The sequence below is a fragment of the Microcoleus sp. S36a_B3 genome (assembly GCF_036700745.1).
Taxonomy (GTDB): Bacteria; Cyanobacteriota; Cyanobacteriia; order Cyanobacteriales; family Microcoleaceae; genus Microcoleus.
Genome location: NZ_JAUBPN010000008.1, coordinates 112,325 through 134,549, shown reverse-complemented (window position 1 = coordinate 134,549; position 22,225 = coordinate 112,325). Strand labels below are relative to the sequence as shown.

Here is a 22,225-nt window from a genome sequence, read left to right as displayed (position 1 = left end):
AAAAAAGCCCTGCTTTCCAAGCACTAGCTGGAGTTTTACAGCGCTGCTGAGACAGCATAAAAATTTCTTGTAAAAAATGCACCTGTTGTTTGGCCCGGTAGCAGGCCGGTGACGGCTCTAGCTCTACCTATAAAGTTATAAGCCGATCTTTATTTTAAGTTAAATTTTGAGTCTCGTGACACTTTTATTAAAAATAGTGTGTTGGTTTTGATTTTTTTGGCGATCGAGTTACCTGCTACAACGATCGATCGCGTTATCAATCATATCCTTCTTTAGAAAGACACATTTACGGACGATTTTGGCTAATATAGAAGATGTTACTACAAAAAAGCACTGTCTTAAAGTTGGGCATTGTTAAGTTTTGCGACATTACATTTTGCGAGCTTTAGAAAACCATCTGTGCGCTGTCAGAGGCAATCGATATCACAGTAGATATGTGATATAGATTGCAAGTTGCGAAAACAACCGTGGTAAAATTGTAGATATAAACAGTAGAACTTAAACACATAATAGGCAGAGGCAAAAAATATGAAACGTTATCTATTAACCGCAACTCTTTTAATTGCTCCCTTACTGTTCGCCGGCCAAACCCGTGCCGAAAATCCGGCTCAAGTAAAACAGTTACTGTCAACCGGCCAATGTTTTCAGTGCGACTTGTCTGGAGCAGATTTGACCGGTGCTCATTTAATTGGTGCAGATTTGAGAGAAGCAAATTTGCAAGGTGCTAACCTCTATCGCGCTAACCTCGAAGGTGCTGACTTGACGGCTGCTAACTTGACTGGTGCTAACTTAACCGCAGTTTTCTTGACTAACGCCAGTTTAAATGATGCAGACCTCGATCGGGCAAATCTGACCGCAGCCATCATCAACACCGCCGACGTATCTGGTGCATCAATGGAAGATATGACCATTACCGATGCCAAAATCTACAATACCAAAATCGGTGTCGGCGGCAGCTACGACCAGTAAACTCTTTTTAAAGAAAGAATGCAAAGCACCCTTTTTCAGTTAAAAAACCCGGTTTCTCCCCAGAAACCGGGTTTTTAGTTTTTAGCGAGGATTTTAGTTTTTTCTTTGTTTGCGGACTGAATTCCGAACGATCGAACCTGATTGGGGTTATTTTAGCCGATAGCAAATCAGATTTTCTCGGTATGTCCTGAAAAAAATCTAAAAACCCAAATCCACAGCAATTCGGTGCGCGCAAGCAAATCCAGAAAACGCCACTGCATTTAAACCCTGTCCCGGAAACGTACTGTCGCCCACACAATACAAACCAGGCATAGAAGTTCGATTAAACGGCATTCCCAACAAACCCATTAACTTTTGTCGCGGAATCGGCCCGTAAGTTCCGTCTTCGCGGCCCAAAAAGCGGCGGTGAGAACGCGCAGTCCCCACTTCCATATAATCCAAACCAGCATCTAAACCGGGGAAAATTGTTTCTAATCGGTCAATAATTCTCCCCGCAGCCTCTTCTTTTTTCTCCTCGTATTCCTGCGCCGCCAGTCCTTCCCACTCTTCCATCCAACTCGAAGTAAAAGCGTGAACGATGTGATATCCTGCCGGAGCTAAATCCGGGTCTAGCACGGTCGGAATTGAGACTAAAATAGTTCCCTCCGGCGCTTCCATTTTGTCCCAAGCTTCTAACAAAATGTGGTGGCAGGCAGTACCGGCAGGGATGGCGCTTGCTTCCACTCCCAAATGTAAACTCAGGAAACTGGGTGCTTTTTGATAGCGCTGCTGCCATTTCTTCTCGCTAGCTGGCATCTCTTCTGCCGGCAGCAATTTTTCAAAAGTATCCCAGCGCGTGGCGTTAGAAACTATTCGCTTGGCGCGGTAAACTTCGCCCGTTGCGAGTTCGACTCCGACAGCGCGGCCGTTTTCTGTGATAATTTTTTTTGCTTTAGCTTTGTATTGAATTTTTCCGCCGCATTTTTCTAATCCTTCGACTAATTTTTGGGCAATTTGACCGACTCCGCCTTTGGGATAATTTATGCCGCCGTAATGTCTGTCGGAAAATACCATTCCGGCGTTAATCATCGGTGTTAAGTCTGCGGGTACTACAGACCAGTAGTAGCATTCCATGTCGATAAATTTCAGTAAAGTCGGGTCTTTTATGTAGCGCCGCGCAATGTCGCCAGTATTTTGAGGCAAATATTTTACTAATCCCAAACAGGCTAAAGGATTTTGAAAGAAGACTCGCACCAGATATCCGGGTTCTTCTAGGGATAGCAATTCCATGCCGTTGAGGCAGTTGAAGACGTTCCAGCATTCGCCATAAAATTTCTGGATTCCTTGGCGTTCGTGGGGGAATCTGTCGATTAATTCTTGCAAGTATTTCTCATAAGGCTGGGGAACTTCCAAATCCAAGCCGTCGGGTAGGTGATAGTGAAGCTGTACGGGGTCGGGAATTGTTTCTAGGGTGACGTTGACTGCTTTGAGGGCGCGGGTGAGGAGGTTGGTGGTGCCGCGCTGTCCGAATCCAAATATCATGGAGGCTCCGACATCAAATCTGTAGCCTTCTCGATCGAAATATCCAGCACTACCGCCGGGAATTGTGTAGCTTTCGAGCACCAAAACTTTGGCTTTCTTGGCTGCTAGCTGGGTGGCTGTCACGAGTCCGCCAATGCCGGAACCGATGACTATCACATCAAACTCTTGCTCTGTAGGGCCGGAGTTGGGAGAGAATAACTGGGATTGAGTAGGAGCTGACATTGGGTTAAAAATCTTAATATTGAGATAATTTTACAGTCGATCGCCCTTCCTGAACTCTTGCCTCTACGATTTTCCCTCTACCTCTGGTGTGTAAGCCTGTTCTAACCTATAGCTTCTAGCTTCTAGCTTCGGATGCCTTCTTGTGTCTTCCCTCTTCCTTCTTCCCTCTTCCTTCTTCCCTCTTCCTTCTTCCCTCTTCCTTCGGATGCCTTCTTCCCTCTTCCTTCTTCCGACCGACTTACATCCGTTACATCCGTTACATCCCGTACATTGCTCGTTGCCGAACTTCCCTCTTCCTTCTTCCCTCTTCCTTCGCAAGGCTTCTTCCTTCCAAAAAAAAATGCGGGGACAGTCTACCATTGCCGACTGCCCCCGTCTGCCGATCCTTTGAGAGGAGAACACTAAAAATTACTATAGCCTTGTTGCTAATTAATGTCAACACTATTGGAAAAATATTTCAATAAGTTGGCGGCGGTCGGCAAACCAAGCCAGTTGTAGGATTTGAGATGTTCCATTTTCGATTTGAGATTTTCGATTAACTAACAGCCGGGAAGTCCCTCGGTATATTTAGAGGGGATATCTCGGAGCGCTTGCGCGGAGTACCCCGAATAAATTACCGCAGGGATGTCCAGAAGCGTCGGTCGTCGCGGACGTAGCCCGACAATTATATTTTCAATGTATTTTCCAAAAAGTGAAGCAAGGAAAATGGTAAATTAAAGTAGGTCGAAAAAAGGAAGTTTCCAATGCAGCTAACGTACAAATACCGCCTCAAGCCCACAAAAGCCCAACTGACAACAATTGCTGCCCACCTAGAACTCTCTCGCAGACAGTATAACTACCGCTTAAGTTAAAGATTTAGATGGTGGGAAGCAACAAGAACACCTGTCAACGCCTGCCCTCTGACAGCATCTATAGTCCCACTTGAGGAAATTTATCAAAATATTCCTTTAACCAGAACGCAAACGAGGGATGGTAGAAAAAAGGATGATTCAGGCAACTCTCTCACTAAAAAGGGTGATATTTTCTCGAATATTGAAGCTGGTTATATTCAATGGTTGAATATTCAGTTAGCTGATCTAAAAAACACCAAGAAGCTATTTCCTGATTACAAAAGCTTGGATTCCCAAGTTTTACAGGATGTGGTTAACAGAGTGGAAACTTCCTTTTCAAACTTTACGACCCCCGATAAAAACGGCAACCGTAGAGGCAAACCCAAATTTAAAGGTTTCCACTACTACAAATCGTTTACTTATCCTCAATTAGATCATCTCAATCTTATCAAGGATGAACCAAACAGAATTTGCATCAACCTTGCAAAGATAGGTCAAGTGCCAATAGTTTTTCATAGACCAATACCGACAGGATTCAAGGTCAAGACGGGAACAGTTATCAGAGAAACCGATGGGTGGTATATTTCCCTAGCGCTAGAAGACAAAACGGTTCCCGTAACGGTTGCAGAAATTCAACCGACCGTAGAAAATAGTATCGGTATTGATTTGGGAATCAATAATTACGCTTACCTTTCTAATGGCGAAAGGGTTGAAAATCCTAAATTCTTGAGAAAGTCTGCTGAGAAGTTAGCAAGGCTTCAAGCGAAACTCGCCAACAAAGCTAAAGATTCTAAAGCTTGGCAGATTATCAAAAGTAAGATTTCTAAGCTTCATCAATTTGTCGCTAGAGCGAGACTTGATTTTCAATTCAAAACAGCGCCTTACTTATTTAGCAAGTGCGATGTTTTAGTAATTGAAGATTTGAGTATCAGGAATTTGACCAGACGTGCCAAAGTCAAGACAGATATTGACAATGGTAACTTGGTTTATTTACCAAATGGTCAAGCGGTTAAAAGTGGTTTGAACAAATCAATGCTTGATGCTGCTCATGGTGAATTTGCTACCGTCCTCAAATATGTTGCAGGGAAATTGGGTAAAAACGGTTTATTTATTGACCCCAAGGGGACTTCTGGGCACTGTTGGAATTGCCTCAATAAAGTGCCGAAGGAATTATCCGACAGATGGCATTCTTGTCAGTGCGGAGAGTCTTTGGATAGAGACGAAAATTCAGCCAAGCTTAGAAAAAAGATTGGATTGAGTTATGAAAGTGGCGGTGGTTCTACGTCACTCAAAAAAGCCTTTGCAAAAAAGGAAAAAGAAGCCTGCGGTTTAACGGTACTCCGTTAACCGTCAGGTTTGTTCACAGATTGTGATAAGTTGCACAGAGCGATCGTTAGCGAAGCCCGCCCCTACGGGGGCTACAACGAAAACGATCGCTCTGTGCATAAAATCTCTGAAACCTAGCAATCTCGGCAATTTCCTCATGTCCCTGCAACTGCGCGTTTACGTTCCTCCACATCCGTTAATCAAACACTGGCTGGCTGTCGCCCGCGACGCGGCCACCCCATCGGTACTTTTTCGTTCTGCGATGACAGAATTGGGAAGGTGGCTGGCCTACGAGGCAATTCGAGAGTGGCTCCCGACTGTGGAGACAACGGTGCAGACACCTTTGGCACAATGTCCGGCGACGTTTATCAACCCGGAAGCTCCGTTAGTTGTGGTACCGATTTTGCGGGCGGGTTTGTCGCTGCTGGAAGGAATTCAGACGGTGGTGCCGCTGGCTTCGGTTTACCATCTGGGGATGGTGAGGAATGAGGAGACGCTGCAACCGATTTGTTATTTGAATAAATTGCCGACGCAGTTTAACCCCCAAACGCGCGTGATAATTAGCGAGCCGATGCTGGCAACTGGTGGTACGATTGGGGCGACTATGCGGGAGTTGACTTCGCGGGGAATTGATCCGAGCTTGATTCGGATTATTTCTGTGGTGGTTGCTCCTCCAGCTTTGAAGATGCTGAGTGCAGAGTACCCGAATTTGATTATTTACACGGCGACGATCGACGAAACAGTCAACGAACAGGGTTTTATTGTACCTGGTTTGGGTGATGCGGGCGATCGAACTTACGGCACCTAATACAATTTTAGATTTTGGATTGTGGATTTTGGATTGTGGATTTTTGATTGAAAAATTGATTCCACAGATAAATCTCGCGGTTGTATCATTTTTCCCAAATCGTGCAACTGTAGGGAAGCGTCATATCATGTGCGATCGATTACCATAACAAAAATGGAGCGCGCGTGCCGAATGCGAGTCCGCACCGCAAGAGCGGACACCATGACGTACTACGAACCTTACTGATTGCGGTCAATCCATCGGACATGATATCAAACCCATATCCAGTGAATCATCCCCAATCTAAAATCTAAAATCTAAAATCTAAAATTGTCTGGTTCGATTTCTCCGTATTTAGGCGCGGTGAGTGGTTTCTGGAATCAGTTTCTGGAAACTCCGGTAAAAAAGATTACCCGGACGCCAGTAAAATCAGGCACAGAGAAAGTTAAGATTAAAACTATAAGTCAAAAATAAATAGCGTTTAGCACTCATTGCCCGTGAAACTTGATTCTTTACCGCCAAGCTTGTCTGGTTCTGACTCACCCACCCCCAATTCCGACTTGCCGCAACACCTACAAACACAAATAATAGAGGCTTCTAAGAGTTGTGCTGCTTTAACCCCGGAGCAGGTTGAACTCTCAGTGAGTACAAATGCCGATATTTGTCATGAAGAAAAAGGACTGAAGCCCAACCACTGGGCAATTTTTGCTTCGACGTTTGCAACTATTTTTTTTGCTGAAATTGGAGACAAAACTCAGCTAGCGATTTTGCTGATGACGGCTGAATCTCGGAATCCTTGGATTGTTTTTGCGGGTGCGGGTTCAGCTTTGATAGCAACCAGTTTGCTGGGGGTTTTGCTGGGAAGGTGGATGGCTAGTCGGATTGCTCCGAAAACTTTGGAGAGAGCTGCTGGGGTGATTTTGCTGGTGATTGCGGCGGCTTTGCTGTGGGAAGTGCTGGGATAAATGATTTTAGATTTTAGATTTTAGATTGAAGAATTGGTAACTATATCACGTCCAGTTGCACTCATACATGATGTTAACTGTTAACAGTCAACAGTCAACAGTCAACAGTCAGCAGTCAACAGTCAACAGTTAACAGTCAACAGTCAACAGTCAACAGTGAATTTACTATTCGGATGAAGAGAGGATTTGATATTACTGATTGGGTGGGGATAAGTTGCAAGAAACCTGGTTTCTGGCTGCATCTTTGGGTGAAACCGAAGATTTTGGAGAGAAACCTGGTTTCTGGGAGCCTGTGGGTAAGTCTACAAATTCAATCGGTGCGCGTTGTGCGCCCTACAAATTCATAACTAAAAAATAAACATGGATTGGCAACTTTTAGGAATAACTTTTATGACGGTGTTTTTGTCAGAATTGGGTGACAAAAGTCAATTAGCTACGATCGCCCTTGGTAGCAGTTCTAACTCGCCCAGGGCTGTATTTTTCGGCACTGCGTCGGCGCTGTTGCTGGCTAGTTTAATCGGTGTTTTGGTTGGACAAGGTACGGCGGAGGTGTTACCGGAACAATTGGTAAAGACGATCGCGGCGATCGGATTTGCGGTGATGGGCTTGCGGTTGCTGTGGCCAAAATCTGATGAGGCGGAAGCTTCCGAGTAGGATTGACTGAAATATATAAAGATGGCTAAAATTTCCAAAAATTAACGGCGGGTGTGAATTCACGCCCGCCGCTAATTTTTGAGTTTTTTTATCAACTCAACCTCAGATGATTGTGTCGGTTAAACTTGGTTTTGGTAGCACCAGCCCACCAAGGTAGCGCCGAGGGTCAACTTTACAGCTTCCAAGACAAAATATCCTTGGTGCAGTAAATTCATCCCGGCGGGGACTTCTGCTGCTGAATCGAACAGATTTAGCTGCATTCCCAAGGCGCTCATTTGAGGTGTGAGGCTGTAGGTGTCAATCAGGGCGATCGCCAGAAGTACCAATGATAATATGATTGCTGTGCGACTGCGCTTGCCGAAGTCACCGAATAAATTGCTCAAAACCATCAAACCCGTTGCTACCAAGCCCGAACAGATCAACTCAACGCGGTTGAATCCCCAGAACATCATATTTCCGGCTGTTGCAAACTCAGGAGATGTCATCATTCCCGATACAAACAGGCTGGGCATAATTACTAAATCCATAATCAGGCTAGCGCTGAGCCAGAAAATTAGGGCTACCATGACAATTGCTTGCCAGCGCGGTTTGATTGATTCCACTCTTGATGTTGTAATAGCTGTCATATAATTGACCATCTAAAATTTTTTTCTGCCTTTTCTAGAGTTTAACTAACTTTTCTAGAAAATTGTGTTAAGTATTTTTAAATGAATGGTAACTTTTTTAACTGACTTAGAAGAATTGTTAAGCTGGCGTAAAAATGTTCGATCGCGCGATCGAACATTTGTAATTTTAGGCGCAACCGCAGCGGATTGTTTTATAGATAATTAACGGCTAAAAGCTGACGCACGCTACTAATTTAGTCGGTTGTAGGGTGGTGCGTCAGCGGCGGATTGTTCGATCGATATATTGACCGCTACAAGCTGAGACACCCTATTAATTTACCACTAATTGCTAACTCCATCGACCTACAATCTGCTGTATATGCCTAAATTGAAATTTCAACTATCATCTTGGCTTCCCCGTCTCCCCACTCAAGTCTGGATTCTCGCCGCAGGCAGATTCCTCTCGCAAAGCGGCACCGGTTTTACTTTATTTTACGCGCCGATCTTTTTTGTCGATCGCGTCGGTTTATCTGCAACTGCTGTTGGTATCGGTTTGGGTATCGGTTCAATTGCGGGAATATTCGGCCGCGTTTTGGGCGGTTCTTTTTGCGATTCTAAATTTTGGGGAAGGCGGCGAACTTTATTGCTGGCGACAATGATTGCGGCTGTCGCTTCTTTTGTACTGGCGGCAACTAATAATTTCGCCGGCTTAGTTGCAGGAAATGTACTGATGGGTTTTGGCGTGGGTTTGTATTGGCCTCCAACGGAGACAATGGTGGCGGATTTAACGGAGGGCGATCGGCGACAGGAGGCTTTTGCTTTGACGCGGCTTGCTGATAATTTGGGTTTGCAAGTTGGGATTATTTTTGGCGGTGTTTTGATTGCGGTAACGGGGAATTATCGATCGCTCTTTATTATCGACGGTATCTCGTTTATAGTGCTGTTTGCGGTGGTGGCGATCGCGATTTCAGAAACCTATAAACCTTCTACTGCAACAACAGATGCCAGCCCAAAAAATCTCAAAAATGGCTGGATGGTGGCGTTGAACGATCGCACTTTGCTAGTATATGCCTCGGTAAATATTTTGTTCACTCTCTACATTTCCCAAATTCAAACCACAATGCCGCTGTATTTTAGCAAGTTTGTGCAGGTGGGGACATCGGGAACAGGCTTTTCTACAGGTACAATTACCGTTTTGTTTGCTTTTAGTACATTTTTAACGGTAGCTTTGCAACTGCCGGTTGTGAAAGCTTTGAGGCGGTTTTCCCATCCAAAAGCTTTGATGATTTCGGCGCTGCTGTGGGGAATGGGATTTATCGCGATCGGCTTGACGGGAATGGCAGCAACTGGCAATCTATTTTTAGCTGTTTTAGGCTTGAGCTTTTTATCCTTAGCGACAGTTGCTTATACGCCTTTTGCTTCGGCTTTGGTGGTAGATTTAGCGCCGGAGTCTTTGCGAGGCGTGTATTTGGCGCTTAATTCTCAGTGTTGGGCGATCGGCTATTTAATCGGGCCGCCGCTGGGCGGTTTCGCCTTGGATCAGGGTAAATGGGGGGCGGATAATTTTTGGTTGGGTTTGGCTGTTAGCGTGATATTGGCGATCGCGATTTTGCGAAAGCTCGATCCCATGTTGAAAGAAAAAATCATTGCAAAAAAACAACTTTTGTGATATATCAACTAGACAAATAAATTGCCAAAAATGCCGATCGCCCTCAAACTCCGATCGGCATTTTTGGCATACACACCCGAACCAAGAAACCGGATTTTGGAACCGAAATAGAAAGTTTTAAGCAAATATTGTGCCGAAAAACCCGGTAGAGCGCTCGTCGCCCGTGCCTCCGCGAACTAAAGCAATTATTTTATACACAGTCCCCTCCGCACACACTCTATCTTTATGATACTTCGGCGTATCTTATCCCTACCAAGAACACAGCGACACCATTTTTGCGTAAACTCTTACAGAGCTTATTAAAGATATAAAAAATCTAAAAGTTATGAATTTAAAACTTGTGATTTTGGCTGCCGAATAGATTTACAATCGCTAGAAAGCTACTAGCAATTTTAGAATTTATTGGTGAGGAGTCGCAATGAAAACACATTTACTATTTAGTGCCGGCGGAGTAGGTTTACTATATCTACTTGTTGCTTCTTTACCATTGGCAGCCATGCCACCGATTGCAGATCGAGAAACATTAAGCACTCAAGACTTCAAAGAGTCAGATGATAAAATTAGCCTGAATACAACTGTTGAAAATCCGCTCAAAATCCCTCAAACATCAGAATTCAAACAAATCGAGGAGCCACCAGTTGACAGTACCACCTCAACAGTCCATCGCGTCGCCAACCTCAATCAGCCCGAAACTGCAGCATTAACCGCAGAAAATCACCCAAAAAACTCATTAAACTCAGCCGAAAAACCAGCCAACCAAGCCCCAGCCGAAATCGCAGACACAACATCTGCGATTCCCGCCCAAAACCCGCAGACACCAGCCGAAATCACAGAAACCACATCGGCGATTCCCGCCCAAAACCCGCAGACACCAGCCGAAAGCGCAGAAACAACATCTGCAATTCCCGCCCAAAACCCGGCACCAGTCATTGCTCAAACACAAACACCTACTGCCGAAAAGTTAGCTGAAATCGAAAACAGCGCTTCCTTAGAGCCCACACCAACCAACAGCCAAACTCCCGAATCTACCGAACTCGAACAAGTAACATCTGTCTCACAACTCTCCGACGTGCGCCCGACAGATTGGGCATTTCAAGCCTTACAATCTCTCGTAGAAAGATACGGCTGCATAGCGGGATATCCAGACGGCACATTCCGAGGCAATCGGGCAATGACTCGCTACGAATTCGCCGCCGGTTTAAATGCTTGCTTAGATAAGGTAACAGAGCTAATTAAAGCAGGTACGGGAAATTTAGCAACCAAAGAAGACTTAACTACATTGCAAAGATTGCAAGAAGAATTTGCAGCAGAATTGGCAACTTTGCGCGGTAGAGTCGATGCTTTAGAATCCCGCACCGCCGAATTAGAAGCAAATCAATTTTCGACAACAACTAAACTCAGCGGCGAAGCCATTTTTAGTGTTGCCGACACTACCAAAAACAATAACAGGGATACTCAGACAGTCTTCAATTACCGAGTGCGGCTGAATCTCCTTACCAGTTTCACCGGCAAAGACACATTAATCACAGGCTTGCAAGCTTACAACATTCGCAGCTTCGGGCCAGATTTGGGTTTGTCAACGGGAGCATTTAGCGGTTTATCTGACAGTCAGGCAAGGCTGAGTTTTGAGCCGCAATTTCCCGGAATAAACCCTCAAAATTTATCTAGCAGCGGTGCTAACACAGTTGAACTTTACAAACTGCTTTACGTCTTCCCAGTTTCTAACAGCATTACTTTATTTGCTGGCCCGAAGGCGGAAACTTCCGATGCTTTTCAAGCAATCACTCCTTTTGCAGGAGAAGGGCAAGAATCTATTTCTAGATTTGGAGGTTACAACCCTGTAGTGCGCGTATCGGGCGGCACTTCTGGCAGCGGTTTGGCATCGGCTGGCGGGTTTATTTGGAACATTTCTAAAAAGCTCAATCTCACAGCTTTGTACGGCAGTGTAAATGCTGCTTTGCCTAACGATTTAGGTTTTCCAGCTACTCCGTTGGGGGCTGGTTTATTTGAGGGCAGTACGATTGCTGCGGGGCAGTTAACGATTAAACCAACTAGCAGTATTGACATTGGTTTGAATTACGCTTACAGCCGCCACCAATTGAATATTCTGGCTACAGGATTATCTGATGCGGATTTGGGTTCTATTTTGGGAAGAGATAGAGAACCTGTTAACGGTGGCGTGAGGATGAATTCGTTTGGCGGTACTGCAACCTGGCGGCTTTCTCCGAAACTTGCTGTTTCTACCTATGGAGCTTGGATAATTGCTGATGCTGAAAGAAGCAATGCTTCTACAACTTTCAACAGTTGGATGGTTGGTTTACATTTCCGAGATTTGTTCAAATCAGGAAATAATGCAGGTATTCTGTTTGGACAGCCTTTGGATCGCGATTCGGTAAGCGGCGGTGCTCGTTTTCAAGCCAACAAAGCAACTCCTTACCATTTAGAGGCTTATTATCGTTTCAAAGTTAACGATAATATCAGCATTACACCGGGGGCTTTTGTGTTGTTCAATCCTGAAGGTACTAAGGATAATGACACTGTAGGGGTGGGCGTTCTTCGCACTACTTTTACTTTCTAAAAAGTGGCGACACTATTATCTGTTTGTAGTAAGGACTTTAATTTTTTGTCATAAATTTAGGCAACTTAAGGATTAAAGTCCTTACTACAAATGATTATTTTCTGCGATCGCCCAATTTGCGATATACTTCTCTCAAATCAACTTGATGGTGAGCCAAAGCAACCAAAGCGTGATAAAATAAATCCGCAACTTCCCCAGCGATCCCGTCTTTGTCGTCATCTTTGCAAGCCATCACAACTTCCGCCGACTCTTCGCCAATTTTCTTGAGAATCTTGTTGTCGCCGCCCGCAAACAACTTGCAAGTGTAAGATGTTTCGTTAGGATTGTCTCGCCGATCGCAAATTACGGCAAATAATTGAGATAACATATCTCCAGGCGGCGGTACAATTTCCCCATCAACTTGGTGAAAACAACTTCTTTCTCCCGTGTGACAAGCAATATCTCCGACTTGTTCCACTGTCACTAGCAAAGCATCGCTATCGCAGTCGTAACGCAGCCCTTTGACATTTTGAAAGTGTCCCGACGTCGCGCCTTTGGGCCACAATTCGGCGCGAGAACGACTCCAGAACCAAGTTTGACCGGTTGCGAGGGTTTTTTGCAGCGACTCGCGATTCATCCACGCCATCATCAATACAGTGCCGTCTAAGTAATCTTGGACGATCGCCGGCACTAAACCGCGATCGTCGTAACGAATCTTTTCAATGGGAATCGATCGGCTTAAACTAGACAAATCCGTAGCAGACATAATTTTATTTCAACTTTGATAGTAGAGATTTACGCTTTTTTGTCCGACAATTCTTTTCATTAACCGCAGAGGACGCTCTTGAGACAGAGAAACAAAAGAAAAGAAGAGATAGCTAATCTTTAAGCCAGAAGCGAGTTACTGAAGACACAGCTTTTTGGCGATCGACACCTGTGGCAACATAGCAAGTTAGGGACAAATTGTCAACAACAATTTTACAAAAAATTACAATTGAGTGCGATCGGTGCCAGCAGTACAAAGCCTGAAAAACCCAACCTAGTATTGCTACGGATTGGTTTGTATCCTAAAATCAATTAACATAGTTTCTTTAAATCGACCTAACCATTATCCTGAAGTCGCTATAAAAGTATCCTACCAACAACAGACCTTCACTAAGGAGAAAACATTGGTTTCCACAACACACTTGAAAACCACCAAATCAGAAGAAATCTTTGCCGCCGCCCAGAAGTTGATGCCCGGTGGCGTCAGTTCCCCCGTGCGCGCCTTCAAATCCGTAGGCGGAGGGCCAATAGTCTTTGACAGGGTAAAAGGAGCCTACATTTGGGATGTTGACAGCAACCAATACATTGACTACGTAGGCACTTGGGGCCCAGCCATCTGCGGCCACGCCCACCCAGAAGTCATCAAAGCCCTTCACGAATCTCTAGAAAAAGGCACAAGTTTCGGAGCACCCTCGCTGCTGGAAAACGTGCTCGCCGAAATGGTCATCGATGCCGTTCCCAGCATAGAAATGGTGCGATTTGTCAATTCCGGCACCGAAGCCTGCATGGCCGTTTTGCGGCTGATGCGAGCCTTCACCGGACGCGATAAATTGATTAAATTTGAAGGCTGCTATCACGGGCACGCCGATATGTTTTTGGTAAAAGCCGGTTCCGGTGTCGCAACTCTCGGCCTTCCCGACTCTCCGGGAGTGCCAAAATCCACTACCGCCAACACCCTCAACGCTCCGTACAATGACTTAGAAGCAGTCAAAGCTTTATTTGCCGAATATCCGGGCGAAATCGCAGGCGTAATTCTCGAACCAGTTGTAGGAAATGCCGGATTTATTGTACCGGATGCGGGTTTCCTCGAAGGTTTGCGGGAAATTACCAAAGATAACGGTGCTTTGTTAGTTTTTGATGAAGTAATGACCGGTTTCCGCATCGCCTACGGCGGAGCTCAGCAAAAATTCGGTGTCACCCCAGATTTGACAACTTTGGGTAAAGTTATCGGCGGCGGTTTGCCGGTGGGAGCTTACGGCGGACGCCGCGATATTATGGGAATGGTGGCTCCAGCGGGCCCGGTGTATCAAGCTGGTACGCTTTCGGGAAATCCTTTGGCGATGACTGCTGGGATTAAAACTTTGGAATTGCTGCAAAAACCTGGCACTTACGAACAGTTGGATAGAATTACGAAAAAACTGTCTGACGGATTGCTGAAAATTGCTAAGGAAGCGGGACACGCGGTTTGTGGCGGGCAAATTAGCGGGATGTTTGGCTTGTTTTTTGCGGCGGGCCCGGTTCACAATTACGATGATGCTAAGAAGTCTGATGTAGCAAAGTTTGGCCGCTTTCATCGCGGAATGTTGGAGCACGGTATTTATCTGGCTCCTTCGCAGTTTGAGGCTGGATTTACTTCTTTGGCTCATACTGATGAGGATGTCGATCGCACTTTGGCGGCCGCGCGCGAAGTGATGGCTAGTATTTAAAGTGCGATGGTTGCGAATGCAAGTCCTTAAAACTCAGGGATGAAGGATTAAAGTCCTTGCTGCAAAAAACTGCAAGGACTTTAATTTTTAACAGATGATATCGTTTCCGGTAACATCGTCAGGTGATTTAACCGGCGCTAGGGCGCAGAGAACACAGAGGAAGACAAGAGAGAGATGAATACAGAACTATGAAGCGCGGATTTGATCGGACTCGATTTTATAATTCCGATGCTACCGGATTTGATATGATTCGGCGGTTGAAACCGCCAGAAAGTCAAACAAAGTCGGCCTGCGCCGACTGGTTCATAAAGGGTATCCAAAACCCAGATTTAGTATGACTAATGACTAATGACTACTGACTACTGACTACTGACTACTGACTACTTCACTCGTTTAAAAATTCACCTTCACAGATAATCGAGTCTCTGCTTTCCAAATCTTCTTGATTCCAAATCGAGTTTAATGCTGCCGAACTTAGAGAAGTTGACATTGTATTTAATGTTGTGTTGTAATATTCCACAGCATTATTCTGTTCCATCTGCGGCGCTTCCTTGAAGTAGGAATTAATGTCCGGCGTGCAGCGCTGGGCTTGGTAGTATAAATAAGCTTCGGCATTAATGCACATGACGTGGTAAAAATCCTTGTTGGCTGCTGCGATCTCTCCGAGTTTGTACAGCGCTAAACCTCGGTTGAGATAAGCTTTGACATAATTTGGATCTAGTTCCACTGCTTTGTCAAAGTCTTCTATTGCTAGCTGCATTTGTTTTAATTTATAGCGCACGCATCCTCTGTTGTAATACGCATAAATATTTTTGGGATCGATTCCTAGTGCAGTGTTGTAATCGGCGATCGCCTGCGTATTGTCTTTTAGTTGGTGGTAACAGAGGCCGCGATTGATGTAAGCTTTGATATATCTAGGATTCAACCGCAGCGTTTCGTTAAAGTTCTCTATTGCTGCCTCTTTTTCTCCCAAAAGGTAGTAAGCCCGCCCCCGGTTGTAATAGGTTTTATAATTGTGGGAATTGATAGAGAGAGCTTGATTGTAGTCTTCTATTGCTTCTTCGTAATGTCCTAAATTAGCAAGTACGAGTCCCCGGTTGTTGTAAATAGCGTGACTGTCAGGTTTGTTTGCTAAAGCGCAGTTGAGATCCTCAATGGCTTTGTCGTTTTCTCCGAGATGCCGCCAAGCATTGCCTCGATTCAGATAGGCCTCGAACAAATTAGGATTGATATCTAGTGCTTGGCTGAGGTCTGCGATCGCCCTTTGGTAATCTTTCATGTAATAGTAGACTAAGCCGCGATTGTTATATGCTTTGGCATCAGCGGGATTTTCCTGCAGTATCTGATCGAAGTCTTCGATCGCCGCTTCGTAGTTTCCTTTCTTGGCGCTATGTAAACCGCGCTTGTAAAATTGTTTGAGGTTCATAGGTGAGTTGATTTTAGATTTTAGATACTTCGGCTTCGCTCTGAACAAGTTTTAGATACTTCGGCTTCGCTCTGAACAAGTTTTAGATTTTAGATTGACTTGCTGCTGGGTGAATCACCGGAGTTTGAACAAGCGTCTAAAGTGTTGGGAACTTCACATTTATAATGTCGGCGGCACGGTGTCGGTTATGGGGTGGGGTTAACTTTCAGGATTGCTTGATTCTGGGGAGAGATTCCTTTGTACTCTGTGTTGAGTTCGACAGACGTTAATCTGTTGAAACAGCATCCATTTACACCCAGAGTAACTCTTGAGTTATTCCAGGAAATCTACCCAAAACAGGATTTAGGTCGATCTTAACAGCAGTTAAATCATGTTGAAAGAGCATTATCCTCGGGTGGATTTAATTTATGAGTTCGATTGTTTACCCGATGGCTTACGCCCCGCTACGCTACGACTTTCGCTCAACATTTTAGTTGGCGCTGGCGCTCTGTGTGTCTCTATGTAGGTGCGATCGGCACGGGTAGCAAAATTAAGCTTGACGCGCCCCCTCGGTATAAATTGTTGCACGCATTTCTCTTGAGTAAAATTTATATCCTGTTTAGCAATTTCAACTCAGTATTTCTCGCAGCAGATATTGACAAAATTTTGCTGGCTAATTAGTTGACATACTCACCGCACTTTTAGGGCGGTGATTCTTGACGCTTCACTGACTGATGCTACCGAAATAGTCTTACTCTGTCTCTGCGCCCGTTTATAGTCGTGGCAATGCCCTATCCCGACTTTGTTTATATTTTTTGCAGCGTTCTCATCGCGCTCGTGTTCAGTGCCACAATTCAAACACTGAACCGCTCTGATTTTTAAATCCAGTCTTCCCCACTTAAAGCCGCAATCTGAGCAAATTTGACTGGTAGGCTCCCAGCGACTAATTACTCTAAAGTCTCGACCAAACTTCTCAGACTTTGCCTCGCACAAAGTTCGGAATTCTCTCCATCCTTGAAGACTAATAGCTCTAGCAAGTTTGCGGTTTTTGACCATTCCAGACACATTTAAGTCTTCCAAAACGATAGTTTGGTTTTCACTAATAATTTGGGTTGACAGCTTGTACAAGAAATCTTTACGGGTGTCTGCAATTTGATTGTGCAGTTTGGCTATCTGAATCCGAGTTCTATTTCTGCGTTTCGAGTCTTTAGATTACCGAGCTAGCTTTTTTTGGAGTTTACGAATTTTCCGATCTAACACTTTATAGTCTGGACTTTTAGCTTTCTCCCCATTACTCATCACAGCAAAAGTTTTAATCCCTAAATCAATTCCGACACTTGGGTTTTTAGCATCAATTTGAACGGGCTTAACTTCTACTACAAAGCTCAAGAAATAGCGATTAGCACAGTCATTTAGTACAGTTACAGAGCTAGGCTCTGATGGTAACTCCCTAGACCAAATAGGGCTAACATTTCCAATCTTTGCTAAGTACACGGACTCATCTTTGATAGAGAAACCTGTTTTAGCAAAAGTTGCAGACTGACTGTTAGTCTTTTTTTTGAATTTGGGTTGACCCACTTTCTTGCCTTTTCTCTTCCCTTTTAGGAAATCAAAATAGTTTTTGTAAGCAACCTCTAACTGTTTGAGGGATTGTTGCAGCGGCACGGACGAAACATCGTTCAACCATGCTCTTTCTTCTGTCTTTTTAGATATAGTTAGAGACTTGGATAGAGTGTTGTACCCAGGATATTTGCCACATCTGCTAACAGCCAAAGCATCGTTCCAAACAACTCTTACACAACCAAACAACTGAGCCAAACTATGGCGTTGTCTATCGGTTGGATAGAATCTGTATTGGAACCTTGCTTTCATTATTTTTAGCTGTTTTACTACTTTAGTATGCCATACTATTTTAACACGGTCGGGAAAATTCAGAAGGAATTAAAGCCGTCCTAGAACGACGGGGTTTTAAACCCATTTCTTTGATAAAACGTACCCTTGGTTAATATGCCGAATAAATCTGATGAGTTTGATGAATTACTGGAAAAACTGAAAAGCTTTCTCCCCAATGATGGAGAGAAAGAAGTTTCTATTTTGTTTGCAAATCTTTACGGAGCTGAGCGCTTAACTGTGCAAATGGAAGTAGAAACTCGCGTCGAGCTGTTCCACCACTATTTTGAAGTGATGGTGGAGACTGTTTTTGAACATCAAGGCACAGTAGATAAATACATTGGCTCAACGATTATGGTAGTTTTTAATTCACCACTGCCCTTAGAAAACCATGCGCTGATGGCAATTAAAGCGGCATTGGCAATGCGAGAGCGACTACCAGAAATCAACAGTTCCTGGTTCCCAGAAGAGCAACATCCGCTGAGGATAGGAATCGGCATCAATACAGCTCGTGTTTTCTGCGGTAATGTTGGTTCCCCTCGACGAATGGAGTTCACTGTCGTGGGGCATGGGGTCAATGTGGCGAATCACCTGAGTCAACAAACGCAGCAATATGCCTGCGATATTTTGATTGGTCAAAAGACGTATGAAAGTTGTGTGGAGTGCGTTCAAGTGAGAGAAAGAGACTCGACCCAACTGAAACCTGAAGGAAACCCATTCAAGGTTTATGAGTTGATTGGATTGAATGCTTAATTTTTGTCGAGCCAAAATCTTGCTTTATGATTCCAACAACTGATATTGTCCAAAAACTCTGGAATCTGTGCCATGTCGTGCGGGATAACGAAAGTTTTAGATACCTAACCTCACCCTGCATCCCCAGCCGATTGCAAAAGTGTGCAAAATTTGTCACACTTCGGAGTTTTGAGACAGGGGCAAACTGTCTGGCTTCTGTCTCAAAGCTAGATTTTTGGGGCTGCTTTGGTTGCCAAGATGTTTGATCCACCGTTGCCTAAAAATGGCACCCCACTTCTAAAAACTAGAGAGGCAGATAAAAATCAAAAATATTCTCTCTTCTGACGTAGCAGCAAGGGTTACAAGTCCTAGGCGGGGAAATATGGAATTTGGAACCAAAGAATAAAAACATAAAGCCCGCCACGGTTAAGTTGTAGCGGGTCTAATAATTTTATAACTTCTTAAATACTTTTTTTCTACAAGAGCGAAAGTTCCTCACTTAATTTTATTTCATCTTCTACATTAAGTAACCCTTTATCTGTAATTGAAACAGCAGTGTATCCACTCTTTTCAAGTATACCATTGATAGAAAATACTTCTCTAATCAAATCTTGCTCTAGTAAAATCTTTAAAGCATCGTATAAGTCCTTACCTTGAATGTCTGTGGACTTTGTAATGTCTGAATTACTGATATTATGTCTACCTTCTTTTGTTAAGTCGTAAAGAGTATATAAGACGTGTAAAGGTTTATTTGTAGTATACATAGTTTGAACAGATGCTAGAGGTAGAGATTTATAAAACATTTTGTTACCTCGTTTGATTGTAATAGTTTTGTAAGCTATTTTTTAACATAACACATAAAATGTTTACATACCACACTATCTATTCTGTAACGGTTACAAGCTCTAGGTGGGGAAATTTCGGTATCCCCGCCTAGAACAAGCTTTTGGAGTGACTGTGAAAATTTGGATATCCCCTCCTAAACTTCTAGCGGGATTTTTTCGACGGGCTGCTAAATTTTTGCTGAGATGAAGAAAATCGGTTTCAGACCCTCGGAAAAATAGCTGCCACCCTAACCAGCCATTTATAGAAATGGTTGACAAAAACCTTGACAGCCGTTTATAGAAATGGTTGGATAGAGAGAGCAACCATTTATGGAAATGGTAATGAGTAACAAGGCACGTAACACGTCAGGTAAATTCGCCCCTAAGTCAGAAGTCCCTCGCAAGATACGGTCAGTCAACTTGACCGACACTGCGTGGCAATGGTTGGCGACTGTAGCAGACAAAGCAGGGATGAGCAGAAACGATTACCTAGAAGCACTGGCGTCCGGGAACCGTCCATTTATGGAAATGGAGCAACCTCTTATCCAACCATTTATAGAAACGGCAGGAGCAGAGATAGAAACCCACGATGCGAACACGGTGAAGCAACCAAATAGCGAGCTTTTACTGTTTATTGAAATGGCAGGATTAGAAGTAGTACGGGCTGATAACCAACGGTTGCATAATGAGTTAGGTAACTTAGAAGCCCAGAGAGCAGAACTCAATCAGGAATTAGCAGAAATTCAATCGCAGCTTGCGGCCGAGCGCGCCTTGCGAGAAAAAATTGAGCGCGAACTCTACGAGAAAAAGCAAAATTCTGTTCGGGACACAACACTTTCTGAGAAATTAACACTCGACGCGGTAACTATTCTTAGCAAGCTCCGAGCCAAGCGCAAAAAATCTACAGCGTCGCTTGCGGACATCGAAGCGATTTTGGAGGTGATTGAAGGGTAAACCACAAAAGGGAATTAGGAATTATGCCCGCTTAGCCGTAGCGCTTTTAAGCTCTGGCTCAAAATATGCCTCTAACCTGACGGAGTTCTGAGAATTTTAGGGGCGAGATGGGGAAATGTTGTATACATCACTTCTTCTGTTTGCGATAATCACTGGCTTTGACGCTGGCTCCTAGCAATTGCCACACTTCCCGCTTTGTTTTAGGCTCCGACTCGTGGCTTTTAGCATCCCTTCAAGGAACATCAAAGCCAGGGATTTTCCTTCAAGTTTGTCCGCCGCATTAATGAACAAGTTACCATTGTCTAGTGAATAAATACATAAATACACAGCATTAACCAATGTCTTTTTATTTTTTATAAGTGAAACGGGTTTCGTTTTTACTTAATTAATTGATGAATGAGTGTTACTATCAAGGGAAAAGAAAAATCCAAGATCGTAGAGTAGTAATACCTTTTTAAGTTAAAAAATTAGTAGTCTCTTTCTTTTGTTGATAAATTATTAGCTTAATATACGCTTTGAGCAAAGGATTTTTAAATCTATATCTGGTTTGGTTAGACAATTCCCCTACTTTTTCTAAAACAGCTCCTTTTTGGTTTTGGCAGAGCATACCTAAATTATAGGTATATGATTGTTGCTGAACTTTTTTCTTAGTTATTTTGAGTAAAATGTCTTGTATATCTTTGGCTCTAAAAGTTCCATTTTCGTCTTCTTCAACTAAAGTACAAGCCCATAAAACATTTCTAAATCCGTGTTGATTTCTACTGGTTGTAATTGCTTTTTGGTAAGATTTACGCATACTTTCTTGAGTATTTTTTATGGCTTCGTTTACTGCCATATCAAAGCATTCCCTAGTTATATTTTCTGTTGATTTTTCTATTGCTACTTTTGCGGACAATTTAGCAAGTAAATGAACATAATGTGGGAATCCTTGAGAAAATTCAATAATATCTTTTTTAACTTCTTCATCTATTCTTAACTCTAATTTTTTCAGTCCTTTTTCTATGATTTGCTGTAGTTCTTGAGGGAACATACGGCCTAGTTTTATTTGTTTTAAGCATCTTTCTAGGGAAGCATGGCTTCCAATCAAATCATTAATACTGTCAGCCACTCCAACAATTAGAATTGTTATATAAGGTATAGTATCTGATAAAACTTTAATGGTATCAGCAATTTGAGTTTGAGTTATGCTTTTTTTAATGTTGTCAAATTCATCTATTATAATAAGGGTGGGCTTGTGCAGTTCTTCAAGTTCTTCTATTATGTAACTAGGGTTGATATCGTCTGTCTCCGATAAATGTATATTAGGCTCATAATCGTCTACTTGTGTGCTAATTTTTTTAAAAATTTTATTCCAAATTTCTCCTGTGTTATCAGATTGATTGCAAGATATTTTTACTGTTACAAGATTATATGCGTTACCAAGAGCAGAGTCAATAAAATTTGCAAGAGATGTTTTTCCTACTCCTCTTTCTCCATAGAGTACAGCGTGTTGTCCGGGTTCTGCAACGCTTGCTGTGATTTCTTCTATTTCTCCTAATCTTCTTACAAAAAAATCAGTAGCTGTCACAGGAGCCGATGGAGTAAACGCTTTGCCTAAATTAGCTAATTGTATGTCTCTTCTTTCAGATTCCATTAAATTTGTGTTGGTACAAATAAAACCCTACCTTATTATAGCCGTTTTTATTTCAGAAAACTAAACAGTTACCGTGGCGCTGGGAGGGTGTTTAGCTGATCGCAATCGCACCACAGCTTCCAAAAGTCATTTTATCTTATATTTACAAAACTTTACGTCGTGTCATATTTTGCACGTATTTCGGCTGTAGCCCTAGAATCCGCAGAGTCTT

19 protein-coding genes and 1 pseudogene are annotated in these 22,225 nt (G+C 43.4%); 12 read left to right on the top strand and 8 right to left on the bottom strand.

From position 1 onward, the window contains the following. Positions 1-528: 528 nt before the first annotated feature. A complete protein-coding gene (locus QUA01_RS11650) occupies positions 529-969 on the top strand; it encodes a pentapeptide repeat-containing protein (RefSeq protein WP_333092102.1) in 441 nt (146 codons plus the stop codon). Positions 970-1,167: 198 nt separating this feature from the next. Here the strand turns inward: QUA01_RS11650 and crtH are convergent, their stop codons facing one another. Both crtH and QUA01_RS11640 read right to left on the bottom strand, forming a co-directional pair. Then, positions 1,168-2,712, bottom strand: a complete 1,545-nt coding sequence (gene crtH / locus QUA01_RS11645; RefSeq protein ID WP_194010220.1) for a carotenoid isomerase — start codon at positions 2,710-2,712, stop codon at positions 1,168-1,170. Positions 2,713-2,775: 63 nt separating this feature from the next. Further along, complete coding sequence (locus tag QUA01_RS11640) at positions 2,776-3,072, bottom strand: hypothetical protein (RefSeq protein WP_333092103.1); 297 nt, start codon at positions 3,070-3,072, stop codon at positions 2,776-2,778. Positions 3,073-3,455: 383 nt separating this feature from the next. Here QUA01_RS11640 and QUA01_RS27395 point away from each other — a divergent pair, with 383 nt between their 5' ends. The 5 genes from QUA01_RS27395 to QUA01_RS11620 all read left to right on the top strand — a co-directional run bounded on the left by QUA01_RS27395 (position 3,456) and on the right by QUA01_RS11620 (position 7,274). After that, positions 3,456-3,563: a helix-turn-helix domain-containing protein gene (locus tag QUA01_RS27395; RefSeq protein WP_333117011.1), complete on the top strand. Its 108-nt coding sequence runs from the start codon at positions 3,456-3,458 to the stop codon at positions 3,561-3,563. 204 nt (positions 3,564-3,767) lie between these two features. Then, positions 3,768-4,889 carry an RNA-guided endonuclease InsQ/TnpB family protein gene (locus QUA01_RS11635; protein WP_333092104.1) on the top strand — a complete coding sequence of 374 codons (1,122 nt, stop codon included), beginning with the start codon at positions 3,768-3,770 and terminating at the stop codon, positions 4,887-4,889. Positions 4,890-5,025: 136 nt separating this feature from the next. Next, the gene (gene upp, locus QUA01_RS11630) at positions 5,026-5,676 is read left to right on the top strand and encodes a uracil phosphoribosyltransferase (protein WP_333092119.1); all 651 of its coding nucleotides are present in this window, start codon (positions 5,026-5,028) and stop codon (positions 5,674-5,676) included. Positions 5,677-6,152: 476 nt separating this feature from the next. Then, complete coding sequence (locus QUA01_RS11625) at positions 6,153-6,620, top strand: TMEM165/GDT1 family protein (protein WP_333092106.1); 468 nt, start codon at positions 6,153-6,155, stop codon at positions 6,618-6,620. A 360-nt stretch (positions 6,621-6,980) separates the two neighbouring features. Then, positions 6,981-7,274 carry a TMEM165/GDT1 family protein gene (locus QUA01_RS11620; RefSeq protein ID WP_194067192.1) on the top strand — a complete coding sequence of 98 codons (294 nt, stop codon included), beginning with the start codon at positions 6,981-6,983 and terminating at the stop codon, positions 7,272-7,274. 119 nt (positions 7,275-7,393) lie between these two features. On the opposite strand, the gene QUA01_RS11615 is transcribed toward QUA01_RS11620, so the two are convergent. Beyond that, a complete protein-coding gene (locus QUA01_RS11615; protein WP_333092108.1) occupies positions 7,394-7,900 on the bottom strand; it encodes a hypothetical protein in 507 nt (168 codons plus the stop codon). 358 nt (positions 7,901-8,258) lie between these two features. Between QUA01_RS11615 and QUA01_RS11610 the strand changes: the two genes are divergently transcribed. Together QUA01_RS11610 and QUA01_RS11605 are read left to right on the top strand one after the other, a co-directional pair. Then, on the top strand, positions 8,259-9,548 hold the full coding sequence (locus QUA01_RS11610) for an MDR family MFS transporter (RefSeq protein WP_333092109.1): 1,290 nt from the start codon (positions 8,259-8,261) through the stop codon (positions 9,546-9,548). A gap of 418 nt (positions 9,549-9,966) precedes the next feature. Continuing rightward, entirely contained in the window at positions 9,967-12,126 is a 2,160-nt protein-coding gene (locus tag QUA01_RS11605) for an iron uptake porin (RefSeq protein ID WP_333092111.1), read from the top strand. A 94-nt stretch (positions 12,127-12,220) separates the two neighbouring features. Here QUA01_RS11605 and hisIE read toward each other — a convergent pair whose 3' ends face one another. Continuing rightward, on the bottom strand, positions 12,221-12,871 hold the full coding sequence (gene hisIE / locus QUA01_RS11600; protein ID WP_333092113.1) for a bifunctional phosphoribosyl-AMP cyclohydrolase/phosphoribosyl-ATP diphosphatase HisIE: 651 nt from the start codon (positions 12,869-12,871) through the stop codon (positions 12,221-12,223). Between the two features lie 403 nt (positions 12,872-13,274). On the opposite strand from hisIE, the gene hemL reads away from it, so the two are divergent. Beyond that, complete coding sequence (gene hemL / locus QUA01_RS11595) at positions 13,275-14,576, top strand: glutamate-1-semialdehyde 2,1-aminomutase (protein WP_333092115.1); 1,302 nt, start codon at positions 13,275-13,277, stop codon at positions 14,574-14,576. Positions 14,577-14,961: 385 nt separating this feature from the next. On the opposite strand, the gene QUA01_RS11590 is transcribed toward hemL, so the two are convergent. Next, positions 14,962-16,002 (bottom strand): tetratricopeptide repeat protein, encoded by a 1,041-nt coding sequence (locus QUA01_RS11590; protein WP_333092116.1) that lies wholly within the window; start codon positions 16,000-16,002, stop codon positions 14,962-14,964. A 417-nt stretch (positions 16,003-16,419) separates the two neighbouring features. Here QUA01_RS11590 and QUA01_RS11585 point away from each other — a divergent pair, with 417 nt between their 5' ends. Beyond that, positions 16,420-16,662, top strand: a complete 243-nt coding sequence (locus QUA01_RS11585; RefSeq protein WP_333092117.1) for a hypothetical protein — start codon at positions 16,420-16,422, stop codon at positions 16,660-16,662. Positions 16,663-16,671: 9 nt separating this feature from the next. Here the strand turns inward: QUA01_RS11585 and QUA01_RS11580 are convergent. Then, positions 16,672-17,853 (bottom strand): annotated as a pseudogene (locus QUA01_RS11580) (RNA-guided endonuclease InsQ/TnpB family protein). Positions 17,854-17,988: 135 nt separating this feature from the next. Between QUA01_RS11580 and QUA01_RS11575 the strand changes: the two are divergent. Then, a complete protein-coding gene (locus QUA01_RS11575; protein ID WP_333093505.1) occupies positions 17,989-18,624 on the top strand; it encodes an adenylate/guanylate cyclase domain-containing protein in 636 nt (211 codons plus the stop codon). Positions 18,625-19,079: 455 nt separating this feature from the next. On the opposite strand, the gene QUA01_RS11570 is transcribed toward QUA01_RS11575, so the two are convergent. Continuing rightward, the gene (locus tag QUA01_RS11570; protein WP_333093504.1) at positions 19,080-19,406 is read right to left on the bottom strand and encodes a hypothetical protein; all 327 of its coding nucleotides are present in this window, start codon (positions 19,404-19,406) and stop codon (positions 19,080-19,082) included. Between the two features lie 363 nt (positions 19,407-19,769). Here QUA01_RS11570 and QUA01_RS11565 point away from each other — a divergent pair, with 363 nt between their 5' ends. Further along, a complete protein-coding gene (locus QUA01_RS11565; RefSeq protein WP_333093503.1) occupies positions 19,770-20,381 on the top strand; it encodes a hypothetical protein in 612 nt (203 codons plus the stop codon). A 454-nt stretch (positions 20,382-20,835) separates the two neighbouring features. Here the strand turns inward: QUA01_RS11565 and QUA01_RS11560 are convergent, their stop codons facing one another. Continuing rightward, the gene (locus QUA01_RS11560; protein WP_333093502.1) at positions 20,836-22,014 is read right to left on the bottom strand and encodes an ATP-binding protein; all 1,179 of its coding nucleotides are present in this window, start codon (positions 22,012-22,014) and stop codon (positions 20,836-20,838) included. Positions 22,015-22,225: the final 211 nt, after the last annotated feature.